This window comes from Pedobacter sp. Bi126 (assembly GCF_918698245.1).
In the GTDB taxonomy this organism is placed as follows: Bacteria; Bacteroidota; Bacteroidia; order Sphingobacteriales; family Sphingobacteriaceae; genus Pedobacter.
On record NZ_CAKKMS010000001.1, the window covers coordinates 20,399 to 39,265 of the forward strand.

At 39.1% G+C, this 18,867-nt stretch carries 11 protein-coding genes; 1 reads left to right on the forward strand and 10 read right to left on the reverse strand.

All coding sequences use genetic code 11. From position 1 onward, the window contains the following. Positions 1 to 111 precede the first annotated feature (111 nt). Positions 112 to 4,002, reverse strand: coding sequence for a TIM-barrel domain-containing protein (locus tag LQ201_RS00050; RefSeq protein WP_230144288.1), 3,891 nt, complete (start codon positions 4,000 to 4,002; stop codon positions 112 to 114). A 615-nt stretch (positions 4,003 to 4,617) separates the two neighbouring features. Between LQ201_RS00050 and LQ201_RS00055 the strand changes: the two genes are divergently transcribed. Further along, on the forward strand, positions 4,618 to 5,016 hold the full coding sequence (locus tag LQ201_RS00055) for a LytTR family DNA-binding domain-containing protein (protein ID WP_230146579.1): 399 nt from the start codon (positions 4,618 to 4,620) through the stop codon (positions 5,014 to 5,016). Positions 5,017 to 5,226: 210 nt separating this feature from the next. Here LQ201_RS00055 and LQ201_RS00060 read toward each other — a convergent pair whose 3' ends face one another. The 9 genes from LQ201_RS00060 to LQ201_RS00100 form a co-directional block, all read right to left on the reverse strand. Beyond that, complete coding sequence (locus LQ201_RS00060; protein WP_230144286.1) at positions 5,227 to 6,015, reverse strand: NIPSNAP family protein; 789 nt, start codon at positions 6,013 to 6,015, stop codon at positions 5,227 to 5,229. A 134-nt stretch (positions 6,016 to 6,149) separates the two neighbouring features. Beyond that, positions 6,150 to 8,447 (reverse strand): S9 family peptidase, encoded by a 2,298-nt coding sequence (locus LQ201_RS00065; RefSeq protein WP_230144285.1) that lies wholly within the window; start codon positions 8,445 to 8,447, stop codon positions 6,150 to 6,152. A 76-nt stretch (positions 8,448 to 8,523) separates the two neighbouring features. Beyond that, positions 8,524 to 9,972, reverse strand: coding sequence for an APC family permease (locus LQ201_RS00070; protein ID WP_230144284.1), 1,449 nt, complete (start codon positions 9,970 to 9,972; stop codon positions 8,524 to 8,526). A 39-nt stretch (positions 9,973 to 10,011) separates the two neighbouring features. Further along, complete coding sequence (locus LQ201_RS00075) at positions 10,012 to 11,793, reverse strand: DUF885 family protein (protein ID WP_230144283.1); 1,782 nt, start codon at positions 11,791 to 11,793, stop codon at positions 10,012 to 10,014. An 85-nt stretch (positions 11,794 to 11,878) separates the two neighbouring features. Next, positions 11,879 to 12,781: an AraC family transcriptional regulator gene (locus LQ201_RS00080; protein ID WP_230144282.1), complete on the reverse strand. Its 903-nt coding sequence runs from the start codon at positions 12,779 to 12,781 to the stop codon at positions 11,879 to 11,881. 942 nt (positions 12,782 to 13,723) lie between these two features. After that, a complete protein-coding gene (locus tag LQ201_RS00085; protein WP_230144281.1) occupies positions 13,724 to 14,965 on the reverse strand; it encodes an FAD-binding oxidoreductase in 1,242 nt (413 codons plus the stop codon). A gap of 39 nt (positions 14,966 to 15,004) precedes the next feature. Further along, positions 15,005 to 16,006 carry a 4-hydroxyproline epimerase gene (locus tag LQ201_RS00090; RefSeq protein ID WP_230144280.1) on the reverse strand — a complete coding sequence of 334 codons (1,002 nt, stop codon included), beginning with the start codon at positions 16,004 to 16,006 and terminating at the stop codon, positions 15,005 to 15,007. Continuing rightward, positions 15,999 to 17,585 carry an aldehyde dehydrogenase (NADP(+)) gene (locus LQ201_RS00095; RefSeq protein ID WP_230144279.1) on the reverse strand — a complete coding sequence of 529 codons (1,587 nt, stop codon included), beginning with the start codon at positions 17,583 to 17,585 and terminating at the stop codon, positions 15,999 to 16,001. The genes LQ201_RS00090 and LQ201_RS00095 overlap by 8 nt, the downstream gene beginning before the upstream one ends. A gap of 14 nt (positions 17,586 to 17,599) precedes the next feature. Next, positions 17,600 to 18,517, reverse strand: coding sequence for a dihydrodipicolinate synthase family protein (locus tag LQ201_RS00100; RefSeq protein WP_230144278.1), 918 nt, complete (start codon positions 18,515 to 18,517; stop codon positions 17,600 to 17,602). Positions 18,518 to 18,867 lie beyond the last annotated feature (350 nt).

The window sequence follows — 18,867 nt, forward strand, 5'->3', positions numbered from 1 at the left end:
AAAGATACAATTTGCAAACTTATTACCGAATCTATTCTTGTGTTCAGGTTAGTGCCAATAAAAAAGAGGCCGGTTAAAAACCGACCTCTTCGCAAAACTAACTACTACTAACTAAAATTTAACTGAATTGAGATTCTTATCTACTAAAATGCCTTCACTAATCTTAAGCCCGAACTGTAGTTTGCGTTTTGCCTTTAATTTCAGGATAAACAGATCGGAAGTTTCGTTTAAAGCATCTTTGTTGCCTATGTTTACAAAGGTTGGATACAAAACCTTTGCGCCACTGGTATGCAGGCGATCGTTGGTCAGGTTATCCATCTGTTTGGTATTTAAAGGCTGAACATTTACAAAATCATAATCCTGTGCATTGTATGGCAGGGCAAAACTTAAAGCATTTACTGATTTCAGGTTTATTCCTTTTACTTTAATTTCGATGATTTCGTCTTTGTTGTAAGCTTGTTTAGTAGTACTGATTTCCAGTTTACCTGCAACCTTATCAATTTTAGCATTTTTTATACCTCCTTCAAGTTGTGTAGCCACAACTGAAATATCGTAGGCATCAATCAAATTGTTTTTATTGATATCGCCATTGCTGATATAACCTTCAAAATCAGCATCACCTTTTCTTAAACCAGTATAATTGATGTAAGAAGTTAAATCGTTCTTATCAATTAGACCGTCGTTATTGATATCGCCAGGAAGGTAACTTTCGGTACCAGGAACTTTAAATACATACAGTTCTCTACCTGAACCAAAACCACCTACACCGTCAGCAACAGCAATTTTGATGTACCGTGCAGCAGGATGTGCAGTAAAATTGAATATTTTAATTTCGTCGTTATTGGCCCATTCAAATGCACCAGCCTCTGTCCAGCTTTCTTTATTATTGCTATAAAATACTTTACCTTTTAATAAAATTCCGTTTCCTCTTCCTGTGCGTGGCAGGTAGTGGAATTTATCCAGTTGATTAATCGATTTCAGATCAATGATCATATCAAAAGGAACTGCTTTAACACCCCATTTGGTATGCCAGGTATTACCTTCATCATAATCGAATAATTTATTGATACCAGAACCTCCTTGATTTTCTACCGTAGTTTCGGCAACAATACCCTGAATAGCAAACTCTAAAGGATTGGTTTTGGTTGTTGCTTTAATTTCGGTCCAATCCGAGTAGCCATCTTTGTTTACCGCACGCAATTTAAAGGTGTAAGCTGTTTCGGCAAATAAACCATCAAACAACAAGGCAGTATCTCGAATAGTAGTATAATGCATATCGTTAAAATCGATTTCATAAAAATCTGCATTGCTCACTTTACTCCAGCTTGGAGTAAGCGTATAAGCTTCTCTGTTTTTATCACTCACCTTTGCATTAACAGGAGCAGTTAATTTCCCTGTTGATACCCGTTGTTTATCTACAGGCTCGAATTTAAAACCGCCTATACTAAGTATTACCGGATTGATGGTAATATCAGTAGATTGAAGTTTAACCAACAATTGCGGGTTTTTAACCATTGCCACTTTTTCAAACTCGCTTCCTTTTGTAGCAAAACGGTTTAAGTTCGGGGCTGCATCGTAGAAATAAACGTTAAACTGTTTTAAAAACTCATCTTTAGAGTTTACTTCTGATAATTTTATTTTACTGTTCCCAACTTTTGCCGTTAACCTTTTTGGTTTTTCGGTAACGTTAATTACGAATTCGGTTGTTTTTTCTTTCACAAAGCCATCGAAATCGCCCTTTGCAGGATGAATGGTAACCAGGACATTGTTTTTTTGATCCAGTGCTGATTCGATTAAAGTAGAAGCACCTTTTCCTAATTTATAGGCTTCTGTTGCACCGTCATCATCATATTCTGTAAATGAAGTTTTTCCAAAAGGATATAATTCATAAATACGGCTTGCCTTATTGATTTCAGAAACATTGTTATTCGGATTCGTCATCGGAATAATGGCGCCATTTTTCACAAAAACAGGCAATTTCCATAACGGCGAGTCAAAACTGTTGAGAATGCTGTTTCCAGTATATTTTTCTCCGGTGAAATAATCAATCCATGTTCCCTCTGGTAAATAAATACCATTGCGGATATCGTTACCTTTTTCGTCTGATTTTGTAGCCTGATAAATTGGCGCCACTAAGAAAGAAGGTCCGTAGAGGTATTGATATTGTGTTGAAGTACCTTTGGTATAGGCATTTGGATATTCCAGAAACATTGCCCTGATCATGGGCAATCCGGTAACTGCTTCTCTAGCTACGCTATAAGTATAGGGCATCAACTCCGATTTCAGTTTTAAATAGTTGCGGTTAATCGAAGCTACGGGCTCGCCCAATGCATGTGGATATTTTTCGTTAGCGCCCCAACCGTCCATGTTTAATTCCATTGGTGTAAAGGTTTTCCATTGGAAATCGCGGGTGTTGATGGTTAGATTTTTACCACCAAAAATACCATCCATATCAGAAGTAATATTCGGTTGACCAGATAAACCCGAACCTAAATAGGTAGGGATGTGGAAACGGATATACTCCCAAACGCCACCTGTTTGATCACCCGACCAAATCCCGGCATAACGTTGGGTACCCGCCCAGCCATCTAATGAAATGATAAACGGGCGGCTACTATTGCCATAATAAGGCATAATCTGCGCTACATCGGCAACACCATTCAATCCGAACGAATAACCGGCACCAACCCATGCTACATCTGTTTTTAATACACGAACGCCTGCATCTCTCGCTTCTTTAATAATATCGCGCTGCAATAACGGACTCACTTCTGCTTTAGGGTGAAGATCAGATTGTGTCCAAAGCCCAATTTCCACGCCGTTTTTACGGGCATAATCGCCAAAACTCTTTAGGTTCTGAATGTTGCCATCTAATGTTTCAGTTTGACCATAACCTGCACCATAACCATCATTTGGAAGTACCCAGCCCAATGGCATATCGTGTTTTTTATAACGGTCGATCACCGCACGTGCTGAAAACTGATAATTATTTTTTTCGCCGTTAAGCGACTCTTTTATACCGCCATTATCTTTCTGACTTTCTTTGTAACGTTTACCATCTTCAAATAAAGTTCCTTTTTCGTCTTCTTTCCAAAAATCGCGGTTGTAAGCGTTTAAATGTCCCTGGTAGAAACCAAATTTCGGTAACAAAATCGGATTTCCGGTAAGCTGATAAAAATCGTTCAATAAGGGTACTGCACCATCGTTAATCATAAAAAAAGCATCCAGGTAATCGGTTTCATGTGCCAATTTTACCAATCCTTTTTCTTTAGCACCAAAATTGTAATTTCCTTTACTGAAGGTATACCACATTACAGCATAACCATTAGTAGACCAATAATAAGGTGTTGGTGAAGCTACTCCCCCATCCGTCCAGCTGTTTTGGTTTTCGATAGAAATGGTTTTTCCTTTGTGAGAAAAACGGCCGTTCTGTACGCCGCCACCATAAAAATACTCCTGTGGATTTTCCTTTAAGCTAAGGGTTACTTTTCCTTTTTCGAACTGAATCGGTGCTAATTCTTCCACAGCAACGGCTTGTGTAGCAAGGTTGATAATTTTGATCAGCGAAGTATTTTTATCGAAAAGAACGGTAATCTTACCGGTAGATATGAACAGTTGATTATGCTCATCTTTAATATCCAGTTTTGAAACTGGCCTGCGTGGGTTTTCGACTAAAATTTTGGCTTCTGGTTTTGCTTCCGGATCGCGTATAAAACCTCCTGTAGGATCTTCGAAAAGACGAAAAATATGATCGCTGTAAAAATCTAACGTTAAACGTTGATTATCAGAAAGCAACACTTCTACTGTGGTGGTATTGATCTTTTTTGCGCCAAGCACTTTAGTAACCTTTTCGGCTACCTGATTGGTTTTCTGAGCAGCTGGTTGAGCAGAAACAAAAAACGGAGCAGTAATTAAAAAAAACGCACATGCCAAAACAACGCGGTTAGGTTGGGTTTTGGGGTTGGTTATTTTAAAATGTTTAAGAAAATAATGCGGGGTCATTAAATTTTGATTTGGTTATGTGTTTATGTCAGCAAGCTGATAATTTTAGTTGCTATGGGGATAAAGTTAACAAACACCTTAAAGGAAATGGTGCGTTTTTAGGCACAAAAACCGCGCAATCGTTTGCCTATCTAATTTTTTACCAGAGATAGCGTGATGTTTTCTATGATTAAGAAATTAAGGGCATTAAGGTCGTAGAAGATCGATTTATAGAACAGATTCAGTGATCGTCCTCCTGAACTTGTTTCAGGATCTAAAATTGCGTAATTCTGATCCGATAACTATCAGATTTATTTCAGAATCTTTCTGGTCAGCTTTTTGCCATGGAAACGCAGACTTTCACGGACTAATCTTCTTATCATTAAGAAATTAGGGCATTAAGGTTGTAATCGATGTTTAATGATCAATACAATAGTCAATGAACAAATGACGAGTGAACATTTAGCCACAGATTTTACCACCTTAATGATCTTATTCAAATAGTTCATTTTTAGCACTACTTGACCATGAAATATTGATTATTTATATTTTAAACAAAGCGTTTTTGCATTATGAACTTAAAAAATAATCGAATGGCAAGCATTTTGTAAGTGTTTGTAAAATTGCTTACTACGAATGAATTTCCCTCTATCACAATCCTATAGCTGTGTAATTATAGATGACAGCCAAATGAGTATAAAAACACTTGAACACTTTGTTTCCAAAATAGAAAAACTCCAGCTAAAGGGAAGTTTTACGGATGCAATAGATGCCATGGCCGCCTTTTGGAAATACGGAAAAATTGATTTCCTATTTCTGGATGTCCAAATGGAAATATCAGGAGTTGATATAGCCAGAATGCTTCGAAACAGCGTAAAATTTGTTGTATTTGTAAGTGCCGATGACAACAAGGCCATTGATGCCTTTGATAAGGGCAACTGTTTTTTATTTAAACCGCTCGATTTTGTAAAATTTGAAGACACGGTGAATCAGTTGATTCTGACTGAATGTAAGAACAATGAAATATTTTTGTGAGTAGCCCACAAAAGATATCTACCTTCTTTTCTACCATTAAGCAATTAAGGACATTAAGTTTTCATAGCTCGGTCCCAGGGGTCGTCCTCCTGAACTCGTTTCAGGATCTATCTGGATTGGATTATTTTTTTGCCATGGAAGCAAGGGTTTAATTTAGTTTACCTTGCTTTCAGCTTTAGTCTTTTAGCCTTAGTCTTTCTTTTACCTTTCTTAAAAATCTGAATAGTCTGTTGGGTAAACAAATTTAGTGTCGTTTTTAGAAACATTATGCTGATATTCCGGCATTGCTGAGAGCTTTTTCCAATAATCATCTGCGGAGAAAGCCTTCCAGTGTGCATCTCTATCTGCCCTATTTTCGAAAGTGGTTAAATACATTAGATTAGGCATTCGACTACCAGCGATTACTTCTCCATAAAATACGGCATTAAAATTAAGTCTTTTAAACAACCCGATTTCATCGCCCTTATTAAACATTTCAACTTTATTCTTAAAATATTTCTCCGTAGGTGCCTCGTAACTTCTTAATTCGTACACCCTTTCTTTCATCGGCGATTTTAGATTAGGCAGCATAAAATGAGGAGCATCATCAAAAGCCTTTAAAACAATAGATTCTAATCGCTCGTAAGGAGCCTCGGTATAAGCTGCATCAAGGTAGGTTTTACCGTCAATAGCATATTGTTTATCTCTGGCTAACTTTTCATCCAGTTCCAGAACGCCATTGAATGATTTCAAAGGAATAAATACATAAATAAGCTTTTCTGCAACCGCAGCCTGATCGCCTACAATGGGTTTAAACACGCCTACTTTTGTAATTCCAATACGGTGCAATGCGGGTAAATATGCCTTCTGCAGATAATCATCTACCGTTTTTTCTTGTGCATCGTTTTTCAAGTGGTAAATTTTGATCTGATAGAAATCTATCTTCGATGCATTGCCCGCAAACGCACTGAACAGTAGAACAAGTAAAAACAGACTGGATATTTTAATTCTTTGCAACATGTTTAAAGGATGATTAGATAATGCAGCAAAATAACAATTATTTTTTATGATCGAACGAGAGAAAGATTATGTTATTAAATTTAGAATGAACAAATAGTCAACAAAAAAGTAGCTAATCACCTATCAACCAACGACTATTGAACTAACAAATTTGGGTTTGGTGGTTCGGCATGCAATAAATGTTTTACAAAGAAGTCGCGTTTACGCCTCCGTCCGTAAATACCGCCATCGCTATGACCCATACCCGGAATGCTTAATATATCAAAGTCTTTATTTGCTTTGATCAATGCATCTGCAAGTCTATAGGTTGATTCTGGCGGTACATTTTCATCTGCTTCACCAACAATTAGAAACAGATTACCCTGTAATTTTGGTGCATTGGTAATGTTAGATTGTTCTCCATAGTGCGGCCCAACGGGATAGCCCATCCATTGTTCGTTCCACCATTGTTTATCAATGCGGTTATCATGACAACCACAGGCAGAAACCGCAGCTTTATAAAACTCTGGATGAAATAATAGTGCACCTGTTGAGCTTTGCCCACCCGCCGAAGTGCCATAAATCCCCACTCTTGAAATATCAGCATTTGGATACTTCCCCGCCATAGCTTTCATCCACAATATCCGGTCAGGGAAACCCGCATCTGCTATGTTTTTCCAGCATACATCATGAAAAGCTTTAGATCGGTTGGCGGTACCCATTCCATCAATCTGTACTACAATAAAGCCTAATTCGGCAATGCTCTGCATTTCACTGGCAGGCAAGAAACTTTTGGGCACAAAACTATCATGAGGACCTGCGTAAATATTTTCGATAACAGGATAAGTTTTGTTCGGATCCATTTTTGAAGGAAAGCAAACAATGCCCCAAATGTCGGTTATGCCATCTCTTCCTTTAGATACAAACACTTCAGGCAGTTTAACTCCTGTAGCCAAGTAAATAGCTGATTGGCCATGTTCAATTTCGCTTATTTTTTTGGTGTTCGCAGTTAACCTTAACTCGCTAACAGGCGGCACATTTACCTGTGAATAAGTATCTATATAATATTTACGATCAGGAGAAAAACTGAGGTTATGGTTACCTTTTTCGGGTGTAAGATTTACCAGTCCCTTTCCATCGAACCCAATCCGGTAATAATGGATAAAATAAGGATCTTCACCAGCATTCATTCCATTTGCCCTGAACCAAATCTGACGTTTAACCACATCTACACTATCGATATCCCTAACTACCCAATTGCCTTTGGTAACCAGCGTCTGTTTTCCTGTGATGCCATTAACCAGATAAAGGTGTTGCCATCCATCCTGCTCACTGGTCCACAATATTTCATTTGTTTTAGGTATGTAATGGGTATAAATGCGCCGCTCATAAATGAAGGTTTTTGTTTTTTCGTCGATAATATTTTTGGTTTTCCCGGTTAAAACATCCACTTCAATTACCCTAAAACGTTGATGGCCGCGATCTACTTTCTCATAGGTATAATACCTGCTGTTATTACCGCGCCAATGCAATTCTGGTGCACCAAAGAAATCAATTGGATCTGCATCTACTTTAATGGCAGTTTTAGCCACTACATTAAAAACATAGGGCTGATAAGCGGTAAAGTCATCGCCTGGCTGGGCATATTCTCTTGATTTTAATTCACCACGGGTAGTTCCAGGAACCGAACTTAATACATAATGTACTTTTTTAGTCTCTTTCGGATCGATTTTATAGGCAACAATATTTTTTCCATCAGGCGACCATGCAAATTCGCCATATGGTTTATCGGCACTACCATCGGTACTCAATTGGGTTTCTGCTTTGGTAGCCAGATCAATCACAAATATATTTCCACCCCTTATGAGGATTTCATTTTTACCATCAGGCGATTTTCTGGATTCACGGTTCCGTTGCCAGCGCGATCTGCTTTGCTGCAAAGGTCTTTTGGCATTGTAACGATAAATTGTAGTGTCTTTGGTATCCGCTAAACTGTAATCGCTCAAGTTTAATTGATACCATTTATCCTGTATTTTTAGTTTTGCTGTGTTACCCTGATCGGCGAAATACAATTCAGCAAACTGAAGTTTTAATGGATTCTGTTTTTTACCTGTTATCTTTTCTATATTTTCAGCCAGTTTATTGTTATCAAATGCTGCTTTACGTTTACCTGTTGCAGCATCTACATAATAATATTCCCATGTTCTGTTAGGAAGGTTCTTTTTGTACCAAAATGCACTTCCATCTTTTTTCCAAAAGGGAATAAGATCGTTGTTGGTTGGGATATTGCGTAACGCAGTATCCAGCTTAGTAGATAATTGGTAAGCATTTGCCACTTCAGCAGCACTTGGTGCATAGGGCTGCAAACCCGCCTGCTGCGCCAGCAGCTGAAAAGAAACAAAACTTAATAAGATGATCGCTATTGCTTTTTTAGCGCTTGGATAAGTGGTCATTACAGATTTTTTATGGTAAATATAGTGCTACGGCTTTTCAGATTTCCTTTAGATTTTGATGAATAACATCAATATTTTAACCGTTCATATCAACCGCTTCTTTTGCTTTAGAATCCTGGCGGGCAATACTTCCTTTAATCAGGTAATAAACCGGTATACCAATTAAGGTGATGATTAATCCAGGCCAGGTAAATTTAGGTTTAAAAATAATCAGCAAGATACAAAAAGCCAGTCCCATTATCATATAGATAATTGGCAGCACAGGGTAGCCAAAAGCTTTGTAAGGCCGCTCGGCATCAGGCCGTTTCTTACGAAGGATAAAAATTCCAAAAATGGTGAGCATATAAAACATCACCACCACAAACGAGATCATATCCAACAGATCGCCATATTTTCCGCTGATACACCATAAACAAGCAAAAATACACTGAATCCATAGCCCAAAACCAGGAACTGCATTTTTGTTGAGTATACCTACTTTTTTAAAGAAAAGCCCGTCTTTGGCCATTGAGTAATACACCCTGGCACCAGCCATAATTAAACCGTTGTTGCAACCAAAAGTTGAAACCATAATCATTAATGCAATAATGATGGTACCGGCTGTACCGAAGATATGATTAGCAGCAGAAACCGCCACCCGATCTTTATCAGCATAGGCGATATCGTGTAGTGAAAGTACCCCGGTATACATCACATTGGTAAGAATATAGAGCACTGTTACGATTATGGTTCCCAAGGCTAAACTCAGGCCAATATTCCGTGCAGGGTTTTTGATTTCGCCAGCAATAAAGGTAACGTTGTGCCAGGAGTCGCTACTAAATATCGAACCCACCATTGCTGCTGCAATGGCACCAAAAGCCGCCAAAGTGGTATAAGAGCCAATATTTCCATCGGCTGATAGCGGTCCTAAAACCCACATATTTTCCCAGTTGGTTTTCCAGATTCCTTTATCTAAAAAGAAAAGTCCAAATGCAATAAGGCCAAACAGACTTAACAATTTGGCCACTGTAAAGGTGGTTTGGATCACTTTACCGCCGTTTACCCCCCTATTGTTAATATAGGTGAGTAATATAATCACCCCAATGGCCAATAGTTGAGCGGGTGAGATGGTAAAGAAACCTAAATCGATGGCTACCAAATCTTCACTTAGTGCAGGCACGAGATATGCGGTAAACTTGGCAAATGCCACACCTACTGCGGCAATAGTTGCCGTTTGAATTACCGTAAAAAAACTCCAGCCATATAAAAAACTGATCAGCGGATTATATGCTTCCTTCAAATAAATATATTGTCCACCCGCCTTTGGGAACATGGCGCTTAATTCGCCATAACTCAAAGCAGCAGTAAGTGTCATAAAACCTGTAATTAACCAAACCACTAACAGCCAGCCGGAACTGCCTACATTCCGGGTAATATCGGCGCTTACAATAAAAATACCTGAGCCGATCATACTTCCGGCTACAAGCATTGTTGCATCCATCAATTTAAGTGAGGGTTTAAATTGTGTGGTTTCTTTTTCAATCATGTGTTCTGTTGCTTGGTGGTTCAAATGGTTGGTGAGTTTTTATTTAAGTTGGCCGTAAAAATGCCATGAGGTAGTGAAATCGCGGGTTAAAGGCTGATTGGTTAAAGTAGCCCTGATCATTTCTACAGGAATTAAGTTCTCTTTAATCACCGCATCGTGAAAAGCTTTAAAGCTCATCTTACCACTATCAACCAGTTCTTTTTTCAGGGCAAATAGCTGAAGACCGCCGGTAAGATAAGCCACTTGGTACAAAGGACTATAATCGCCTTTGAAAGATCTTCGTACTTCGCCTTCTGCATTGGCGCGTTCGTGACCTACACGATCGACCAGGAAATCGACACACTGCTGAGGAGTCCATTTACCAAGATGAAAGTTTAGCGAAAAAAGAATCCTGGCACAACGGTGCATGCGCCAGAAAAGCATGCCCATTTTTTCTTCAGGAGTTTTGGCAAAACCTTTATCGTAAAGTAAAAGCTCCCAGTACAATGGCCAGCCTTCTACGCTAAAAGGGGTTTTAAAAGGATCGCGGTAGCTTTTATAACGGTTATTGATAAAATATTGATAATGATGACCAGGCAAGAGTTCGTGCTGTACCGTTCCCCTTGAAAAATAAGGATTGTTACCACGCATACTCATTAACTTATCATCTTCTTCCATCGAATTTGTTGGATAAGAAATACTAATTTCGCGCCCGCCGGTAAAAAATGGATTTACCAATTGGCGTTCGGCCGACATCATGACCATACCCCAGGTTTCTTCAGCAAGAGGAGGAATATTAATCAGATCGTTGGCTTTTATAAAGCTTAAGGCATCATCCTGTAATTTTACAATCAACTCTGGCTGTTTACCTAAGGGTACATAGCTGTTCTTGATTTTTTCCTGCGCTTTTTTCCAGTCTTTACCGAAGCCCATTGCTGCTGATGCTTTTAAAAGTTCTTCGTCGCAAAACTTAAATTCTTTTTCGGCAAGCAGAATCAGTTCTTCTGGTGTATAAGGAATAAGTTCGGCATTTAATTGCCTGATCAGTTCTTCCCTTCCGATGGGACTTCCCTTAATTTCTGGTTTGTTTGATTTTGTTGCAGCAACAGGATCTCCTTTATCGTTAAAAAACTTGGCGTAGTTGGTCAAAGCGAGATCTAACTTTTCGTAAGGTTTAGGTGCCCACCAGGTAAAACCAGGTTCATAATCCATATAAAACTGATAAAAGCCTTTTAAACGATGTTTTAAACTTAAGATTATGGCCGTTGCCATTTTAAGCTGATCGGGTTTGAGGCTTGCTTGCTTTGTGAAATTTTGGCTCAGGGTGTCAATCTGTTTCGCAATTTCGGTCATCTGGACAGCCAGTAAAGATCCTTCTTTATAAGTGCCCCTTCTTCTTAGTTTTTCGAGTGCATAAATCGCATCGGCGAAGGTGAAATATCTCGACAGGGCATTATATTCTGTTTCCTCTTTACCTAAGAGCCAAACAGAAGATTCTATCTGTTTTTTAAGGAGGATATAATCTACTTTGCCATAAATGCTAAAGCCTTCAAATTTGGCCGATTTTAACTTGCTTAAATAATCTTTATTAATGTCTTGCAGACGTTTTCTTTGTTCCGGGCTTTTAAAAGTAGTCATCGGGAAAGAATAAGTACCTCCTGCAGAATAAGGATAGTAGAAATCGTTAATGGCATCTACATCCCTTTGGTAGCCTACTATCAGCGTGCCCATTTCGCTGGTTTGTTCGTACAAACTTTCGTTTGAAGTTTGGGCTAATACAAAAGTACCTGATAACAGGCTTACCACTAACAAAAGGGCAAAAAATTTCAATTTGTTTTGCATTTAGCGTTGGTTAAATTTAACGAATAGCATTTGCCTCCATTTGAAAAATGGCTAGCTTTTTTGTGAAAAATAAAAGTGTTTTTTGTTAAGCGCCTACGTAGCTCACCCTGCTCACATTATTATAGGTATCGATATATGCTCTTGGCGACTGGCCAATAATGCTTTTAAATACCCGGTTAAAATTGGTAATGCTATTGAAACCAGCTTTATAGGCTACACCTGAAATGCAATCGGCTTTCTCACCCGAAATAAGGCTTTTACAGGCATCGTTAATTCTAACTTCGTTTAAAAAGGAAACGAAAGTATGTCCGGTATGTTTCTTAAAATATCTGCAGAAGGCCTGAGGAGTCATAAACGCGGCATTGGCTACATCTTCTAAAGAAATTTGATTGTTGTAGTTTTCGGTGATAAAGTTAATGATCTTACTCAACCGCATCCCTTCATTTTCGGTTACGTTAGAAGAATACATATCCGAACATAACGATTCTACATTCTCATTTAAATCCTGAAGACTGTTAACCAATTTCAGGAAGTTAAACAGCACATCAACTCCTGATGCCTGGTGAACATTGAACATTTTGGCTACCATATTTTTAGTAAATGCAGCAGGAATTTTGAAACCATGTTTGTTTTTAGCTAAAAAACCACTTGCCATCTTCATTTCGGGAAGATTGAACAAAGCAGCTAATATACCGTTAGGATTAAAGTAAATCGAACACGCTTTGATTGTTTTATTGTTATCAGCAGAGAAATATTCGGGGTTGCTTTTAAAAAGATGTGGAAGTTTTGCCCCAATTACAAAAATATCGCCCGATCGGAAAGCATGCATGTCATTCCCCGCAATTAACGTGCCCTCTCCTTTTTCTATATAAGTAATCTGCCATTCATCATGTCGGTGCAGATACTGGTAAAAATATGGAAGTTCAATATGTTCCGATATCACACTCTTGTCATCGGGAACAAGCATGGTAAATGGTAATACTTTCATAATTTTTGGTTTAGTTGGTTGAGTTTGATTACGAATTGAATGTATAAATATTAACTCAAATAAACCAATAAAACTCAAATAAGGTTAAAATCATGCTATATTTTGATAATATATGACGGATTTGATGATGAATTAGGCAGCTTGTAAAGCACTATATATTTAGTTAACCTACTGTAAAGCAAGATCTAAAACGATTAAACTAAACAGGTAAAGCCTGTTATTTTTGGATTTAGTAGCCTATACCGACGTTTTTTGAGGAAATTGTGATGAAACGGAGTTAAGTCGAGAGTCTCCATCCTAAATATAGAATTGTGATCCTGAGGAATAATTTATTGGATAAAAATCAATATGAATGACGCATATCCTTTTTTCGCCCAGAGGCTCATTCTTGCCTCGGCTCGCCGCCGCCGAAGGGCTCTTTCTTTTTGACATCAAAAAGAAACAAAAACTGCCGGCTGAAAATTTTTCTTTCGAAGCCAGCAGGCAGGCCTGGGCAGTACAGCCCGAAAAATTTGTTAGGCCGGATTTAAGTAGAACGTGGATACCATACTATGGCCTAGCTGGATGGGAACGCCAAATTTGTTAAAATGCTGATTAATAATTACTTGCAAAACAAAGTTAATGGTAGCTTGTCGAAGCACCCGTTTTAAATGTCTTGCAAGGCGTTTCGACAGGCTCTCCGTAGGAGTCCTTTGGACAACGTGACAAATTCGAAGTAAATTACATTTTATGATACAACCTCTTAGCCATTAAAGCTTGTTGGATTACGTTCCAAATCATTTACCAGTAATGGATGTGTAAAATCGAGCGTCATCCGATAGCTATCAGATGCGAGGAGGAAACGGCGAAGCAATCTTTCCTACCATAGGTAAAGATTGCTTCGTCTAATCAAAATTGGCTTCACAATGATGACATTCCTCGAATAACTGGATCCTTAGTATATTATCTAACTACTGCAAATGGCTCCATTTTTAGATCAGTAGCCATGCCCGAAGCAATCTGGCTAACCAACAAACCGGTTGCGGGGCCTAAACTTAACCCCATCATACCGTGGCCGGTAGCGATAATAAGATTTTCTCTTTTTTCGCTTCTGCCAATGTAAGGCAAACCATCAGGTGATGACGGACGGAAACCATACCAGATATCTTTTTCTGCCGGAAGTGCGGGGTTTAAATCTGGAAAATATGCTGGAACCGATTCCACTATCCCTTTAACCCTTTGCATATTAATGCGGGTATTAATTTTATCTAACTCCATTGTACCGCCATACCTAATCTGTCCGTTCATTGGTGTTATGGCCACTCTGGCTTCACATAGCAATGCCGGAATAGTTAGCCGTTGCTGAGGTTCTGGTTCCATAAAAGAATAACCTTTACCTGGCATTAAAGATATTTTAACATCGGCCATTTTAGCCACAGCAGGCGACCATGAACCAGTTGCCAAAACGTACTGATCGGCTTCCCAGGCAGTATTGCCCGTAAAAACCTTCATAATGCGATTACCTGCCGTTTCAATATTATCAACCGCTCTGCCACGTTCTATCTTAACACCATTGTTTAATAAATATTGAAGCAAAGCATTCATCAACTTTGTTGGGTAAAGGTGTGCATCGCAACGATAATGTACTGCGCCCAAAACATCTAATTTTAAATCGGGTTGTAATGCGCGGCATTCGTCGGCTGTTAATACAGCCATATCCAAACCCAGTTCAATTGCCCTTGCAGCTAAATGCGCTTCTTCTTCTCCTGCTTTTTCTGTTTTATAAAATGCCAGAATACCATTATTGGTTAATTCGAAATCGAAATCAGGCTCTTTTGCCAAGCCTTCATATAGTTTTTTGCTCAGTAGCGATAAATCGCGTAAAGGAGCTGCCGATTGGCTCACATGTTTTGCCGTGGCATGTTTCATAAATTTCAAACCCCAGTTAATGAGGTTACCATTTAAAGACGGGCGAACATAAAACGGACTTTTGCTGTCAAACATCCAACGGATACCTTGCTTTATCATACCCGGTGCAGCCAAGGGTACAAAATGGCTTGGTACAATCATCCCTGCATTACCAAAAGAGCAGTTGTCGGTAATATCTCCTTTATCTAAAACTGTAACTTCGTAGCCTTTTTTCTGCAGATAATACGCTGAAGTTAAACCTACTATTCCACCACCTATAATTAATACTTTCGACATTCTTTTAATTTATACTGCTGATATGCTTTTTAAAACTCACTAAATCACCTGAAATCCATGTGCATATGGATCATCTTCGGCATCTATTTTAATGGTATTGTAGCCATAAATTTTTGCCCAACCCTCTACACTTGGTATAATGGCTTTAATTCCGTTCAGGTCTACAACTTCTTCTACTCTTCCTATAAACTTGCTGCCGATAAAACTTTCGTGGATAAAATCTTCTCCTTGTTTTAGTTTTCCTTTAGCAAACCATTGTGCCAAACGGGCCGAAGTGCCTGTTCCACATGGCGAACGGTCGATGGCTTTATCACCATAAAAAACTGCATTCCTGGCGGTTGATGTAGGGTCGATTGTTTTACCGGTCCACAACACATGGCTACAGCCATTTATCGTCGGATCTAAAGGATGTACAAAAGTATATTGTTCGTTGATGCGTTTTCTAATGGTCTGGCTCCAGGTAATCAGTTGCGAAGCGGTGTAGTTTTCCAGTCCCGGAAAATTTCCCTGTGGGTCTACAATGGCATAAAAGTTACCGCCATAAGCTACATCAAAAGTAAGCGTACCTAAATCCGGGCATTCTACTTCTAAATTTTCTGCAGCCAAATAAGAAGCTACGTTTTTCAGCTTAACCGATTTAACCTTTTTACCTTCCTGCTTATATTCAATCAAAACTAATCCGGCCGGGGCTTCCATTCTGATCACCCCAGGTATTTTGGGCTGAATCAATCCTTCCTCAATAGCAATGGTAATGGTACCGATAGTACCATGGCCGCACATTGGAAGGCAGCCACTGGTTTCGATAAAAAGCACAGCTACATCATTGGCTGGATCGTGAGGTGGATAAAGAATACTGCCCGACATCATATCATGACCGCGTGGTTCGAACATTAAACCTGTTCTGATCCAATCGAATTCTTTCAAAAAATGCTGACGCTTTTCGCTCATATTTGAGCCAATAAGCTGAGGCCCGCCGCCTGCAACTAACCTAACCGGATTTCCGCAAGTATGTGCATCTACACAAAAAAAAGTTTTACTCATGAGATTTCGTTAATATCTGGTTAACCGTTCTGAAAATACCCAAAGGGTTTCCGTCTTTCAATTCATCGGGCAACAATTCCTGTTCCCAATCCTGATAAGCCAATGGCCTTGCAAAACGGTTGATTGCTGTTGAACCAACTGAAGTAAAACGGCTATCGTTGGTAGCAGGAAATGGTCCACCATGTTGCATAGCGGCACAAACTTCTACGCCTGTAGGCACACCATTTAAAATAATCCTTCCGGTTTTATCAGTCAGCTTATTTACCAAAGTTTGATAATGCTGAAGCTCCTGTTTTTCGGCCATTAGGGTTACGGTAAGTTGTCCTTCGAGAATATCAATGGCTTTTTCAAGTTCAGCAATATCCTGAGCAACAACCAGCAACGAATATGGGCCGAAAATTTCTTCGCGAAGTTTTGAATTTTTAATAAAATCAGCAGCGCTTACCTGAGCAACTTTCGCCTCTGATTGATTTTGAAGCTCACTATTTTTTACTGTTGATGCCGATAAAAGCGCAACGCCACCTTCATTTACTACCTCAACAGAAAGTTTACCATAATTATTGGCAATACCTTCGGTAAGCATAGTTGCAGATGGAATAGTTGAAATTGCCTCTTTTAAAACGGCTTTAAAATTTTCGAGTGCCGGCGATTGAACCGCTAACAATAAACCTGGGTTGGTACAAAACTGACCAGCCCCCAAAGTAATTGATGCAGCATATTTTTTAGCCAGTTCTTCTGCCTGATTTTCTATTGCCTTGGGAAGAAAGATTACCGGATTAATGCTTCCCATTTCGGCAAAAACCGGAATAGGCTGTTCGCGCTGTTGCGCAAGATTAATCAAGGCCATTCCTCCTTTAAACGAACCTGTAAATGTCACTGCTTTTGTTAATGGATGCTGAACCAAGCCAGCTCCAATGGTATAACCATCATCATACAACAAAGAGAAAACACCTTTAGGCATTCCCGTTTTTTCGGCAGCTTTGATAATGGCACCGCCTACCATTGCACTGGTTCCGTAATGTGCGGGATGTGCTTTAACTACTACCGGGCAACCAGAAGCTAGTGCTGACGCTGTATCGCCACCTGCAACTGAAAAAGCAAGTGGAAAATTACTTGCACCAAAAACTACTACCGGCCCGATTGGAATCAGCATTCGTCTAATATCAGGCCGTGGTAAAGGTTGTCTTTCAGGCAGTGCAGTATCAATAATTGCATCAACCCAAGAGCCTTCGGAAACCAGATTGGCAAATAACCTTAACTGGCCTGTGGTTCTGCCCAATTCGCCCTGTAAACGACCTAAAGGCAAACCGCTTTCTGCCGAAGCCCTTTCTACCAACTCCCCGCCAAGATTAGCGATTTCATCGGCAATGGCATTTAAAAAAGCGGCTTTAAGATCTTTATTTAGGTTTCTATAGCTTTGGAAAGCCGATGTTGCCGATGTTAAGGCATCATTAACAAGGCTATCGTTCGCTTTAAAAAATTCACCGTCAAGCGTTAATCCCGTTGCGGGATTAACAGCTTTAAGGCTTCTTTCATTAACTTCTACATAAGTGCTGGCTACAATATTTTTTCCGTTCATATTTGGTTTTTAAACTATTTTCCCCAGCTACCTTCAGGTAGTTCCGGACGAACAGCTAATGCATCATTAATAATTTTCAATACTTTTTCTCTCTCTGCGCCACTTATTGGTAAACGGGGTGCACGAACAGCTTCTGTTCCTAATCCGGTTGCTACCTCAGCCAATTTAATGTACTGTACCAATTTTGCATGAATATCCAGCTCAAGTACAGGTAAAAACCAACGGTAAATGGTTAGCGCCTCAGCAATGCGGTTTTCTTTAATCAGTCTGAAAATGGCAACTGTTTCTCTTGGGAAAGCATCTACTAAACCTGCAACCCATCCATGAGCACCCATCACGATACTTTCCATCGCCAATGGATCTACACCCGTAAAAATTTTGAAGCGGTCGCCAAAGCGGTTGATTAATCGGGTTATGTTCGATACATCTCTCGTTGATTCTTTGATCGCCTGGATGTTATCATATTTTGTTAAAACCTCAAACATATCTAAAGTTACTTCGATTTTATAATCAACAGGATTGTTATAAATCATGATCGGCAGACTTGTGCTTTCAGCAATGGCACCAAAAAATGCTAAAGTTTCATCTGGAGCAGCATTATAACGCATTGGAGGCAACAACATTAAACCTTGTGCGCCAAGCGATTCTGCTTTTTTAGCTACTTCGATTGCTTTTTTGGTAGTTGACTCTGCAATGTTCAATAAAACCGGCACTCGGCCATTTACAACAGTTAAGGTATGCGATAACAGGCCGAACTTTTCTTCATCGGTTAATACACTGGCTTCGCCAAGCGACCCACCTAAAATAATCCCTTCAGCACCTGCTTCTAACTGCGCTTCGATATTTAAATCGAAAGCCGGAAAATCTAACTCATCATTTGCCGTAAATTTTGTTGTTACAGCAGGGAAAACCCCAGTCCATTTAATACTCATTGTAATTTATGTTTTTAATAATTATATACAAGAAAACAAGGCCTGCTTTTAAAACCAAAAATTTAGTTTTAATTGACCAAAACATCACTCAGCTAGTTTATTTAGCAACAAACCCATTTAAATGATGCTCAAAGTTAGCATATCCGCTTACGGGAATATTGTTGGATTTTAACCAATATTGGTCATAAATGCGCCATTTAAAGCAGACACAGTTGATTTGGAAAAGCTGAGGCTCTTGTAGGAGAAATGAGATATAACAAAAAAAAGTATCCTTACGAAAAAGAATACCTTTAATAAAATCTGTCGGATGGTAACATCCAACAGCACTATAATGAGATATAACAAAAAAG

Excerpts from the sequence above, each read along its gene's own strand:
- LQ201_RS00050 (WP_230144288.1), bottom strand. The coding sequence starts at position 4,002 with ATGACCCCGCATTATTTTCTTAAACATTTTAAAATAACCAACCCCAAA.
- LQ201_RS00055 (WP_230146579.1), top strand. The coding sequence starts at position 4,618 with ATGAATTTCCCTCTATCACAATCCTATAGCTGTGTAATTATAGATGAC.
- LQ201_RS00060 (WP_230144286.1), bottom strand. The coding sequence starts at position 6,015 with ATGTTGCAAAGAATTAAAATATCCAGTCTGTTTTTACTTGTTCTACTG.
- LQ201_RS00065 (WP_230144285.1), bottom strand. The coding sequence starts at position 8,447 with ATGACCACTTATCCAAGCGCTAAAAAAGCAATAGCGATCATCTTATTA.
- LQ201_RS00070 (WP_230144284.1), bottom strand. The coding sequence starts at position 9,972 with ATGATTGAAAAAGAAACCACACAATTTAAACCCTCACTTAAATTGATG.
- LQ201_RS00075 (WP_230144283.1), bottom strand. The coding sequence starts at position 11,793 with ATGCAAAACAAATTGAAATTTTTTGCCCTTTTGTTAGTGGTAAGCCTG.
- LQ201_RS00080 (WP_230144282.1), bottom strand. The coding sequence starts at position 12,781 with ATGAAAGTATTACCATTTACCATGCTTGTTCCCGATGACAAGAGTGTG.
- LQ201_RS00085 (WP_230144281.1), bottom strand. The coding sequence starts at position 14,965 with ATGTCGAAAGTATTAATTATAGGTGGTGGAATAGTAGGTTTAACTTCA.
- LQ201_RS00090 (WP_230144280.1), bottom strand. The coding sequence starts at position 16,006 with ATGAGTAAAACTTTTTTTTGTGTAGATGCACATACTTGCGGAAATCCG.
- LQ201_RS00095 (WP_230144279.1), bottom strand. The coding sequence starts at position 17,585 with ATGAACGGAAAAAATATTGTAGCCAGCACTTATGTAGAAGTTAATGAA.
- LQ201_RS00100 (WP_230144278.1), bottom strand. The coding sequence starts at position 18,517 with ATGAGTATTAAATGGACTGGGGTTTTCCCTGCTGTAACAACAAAATTT.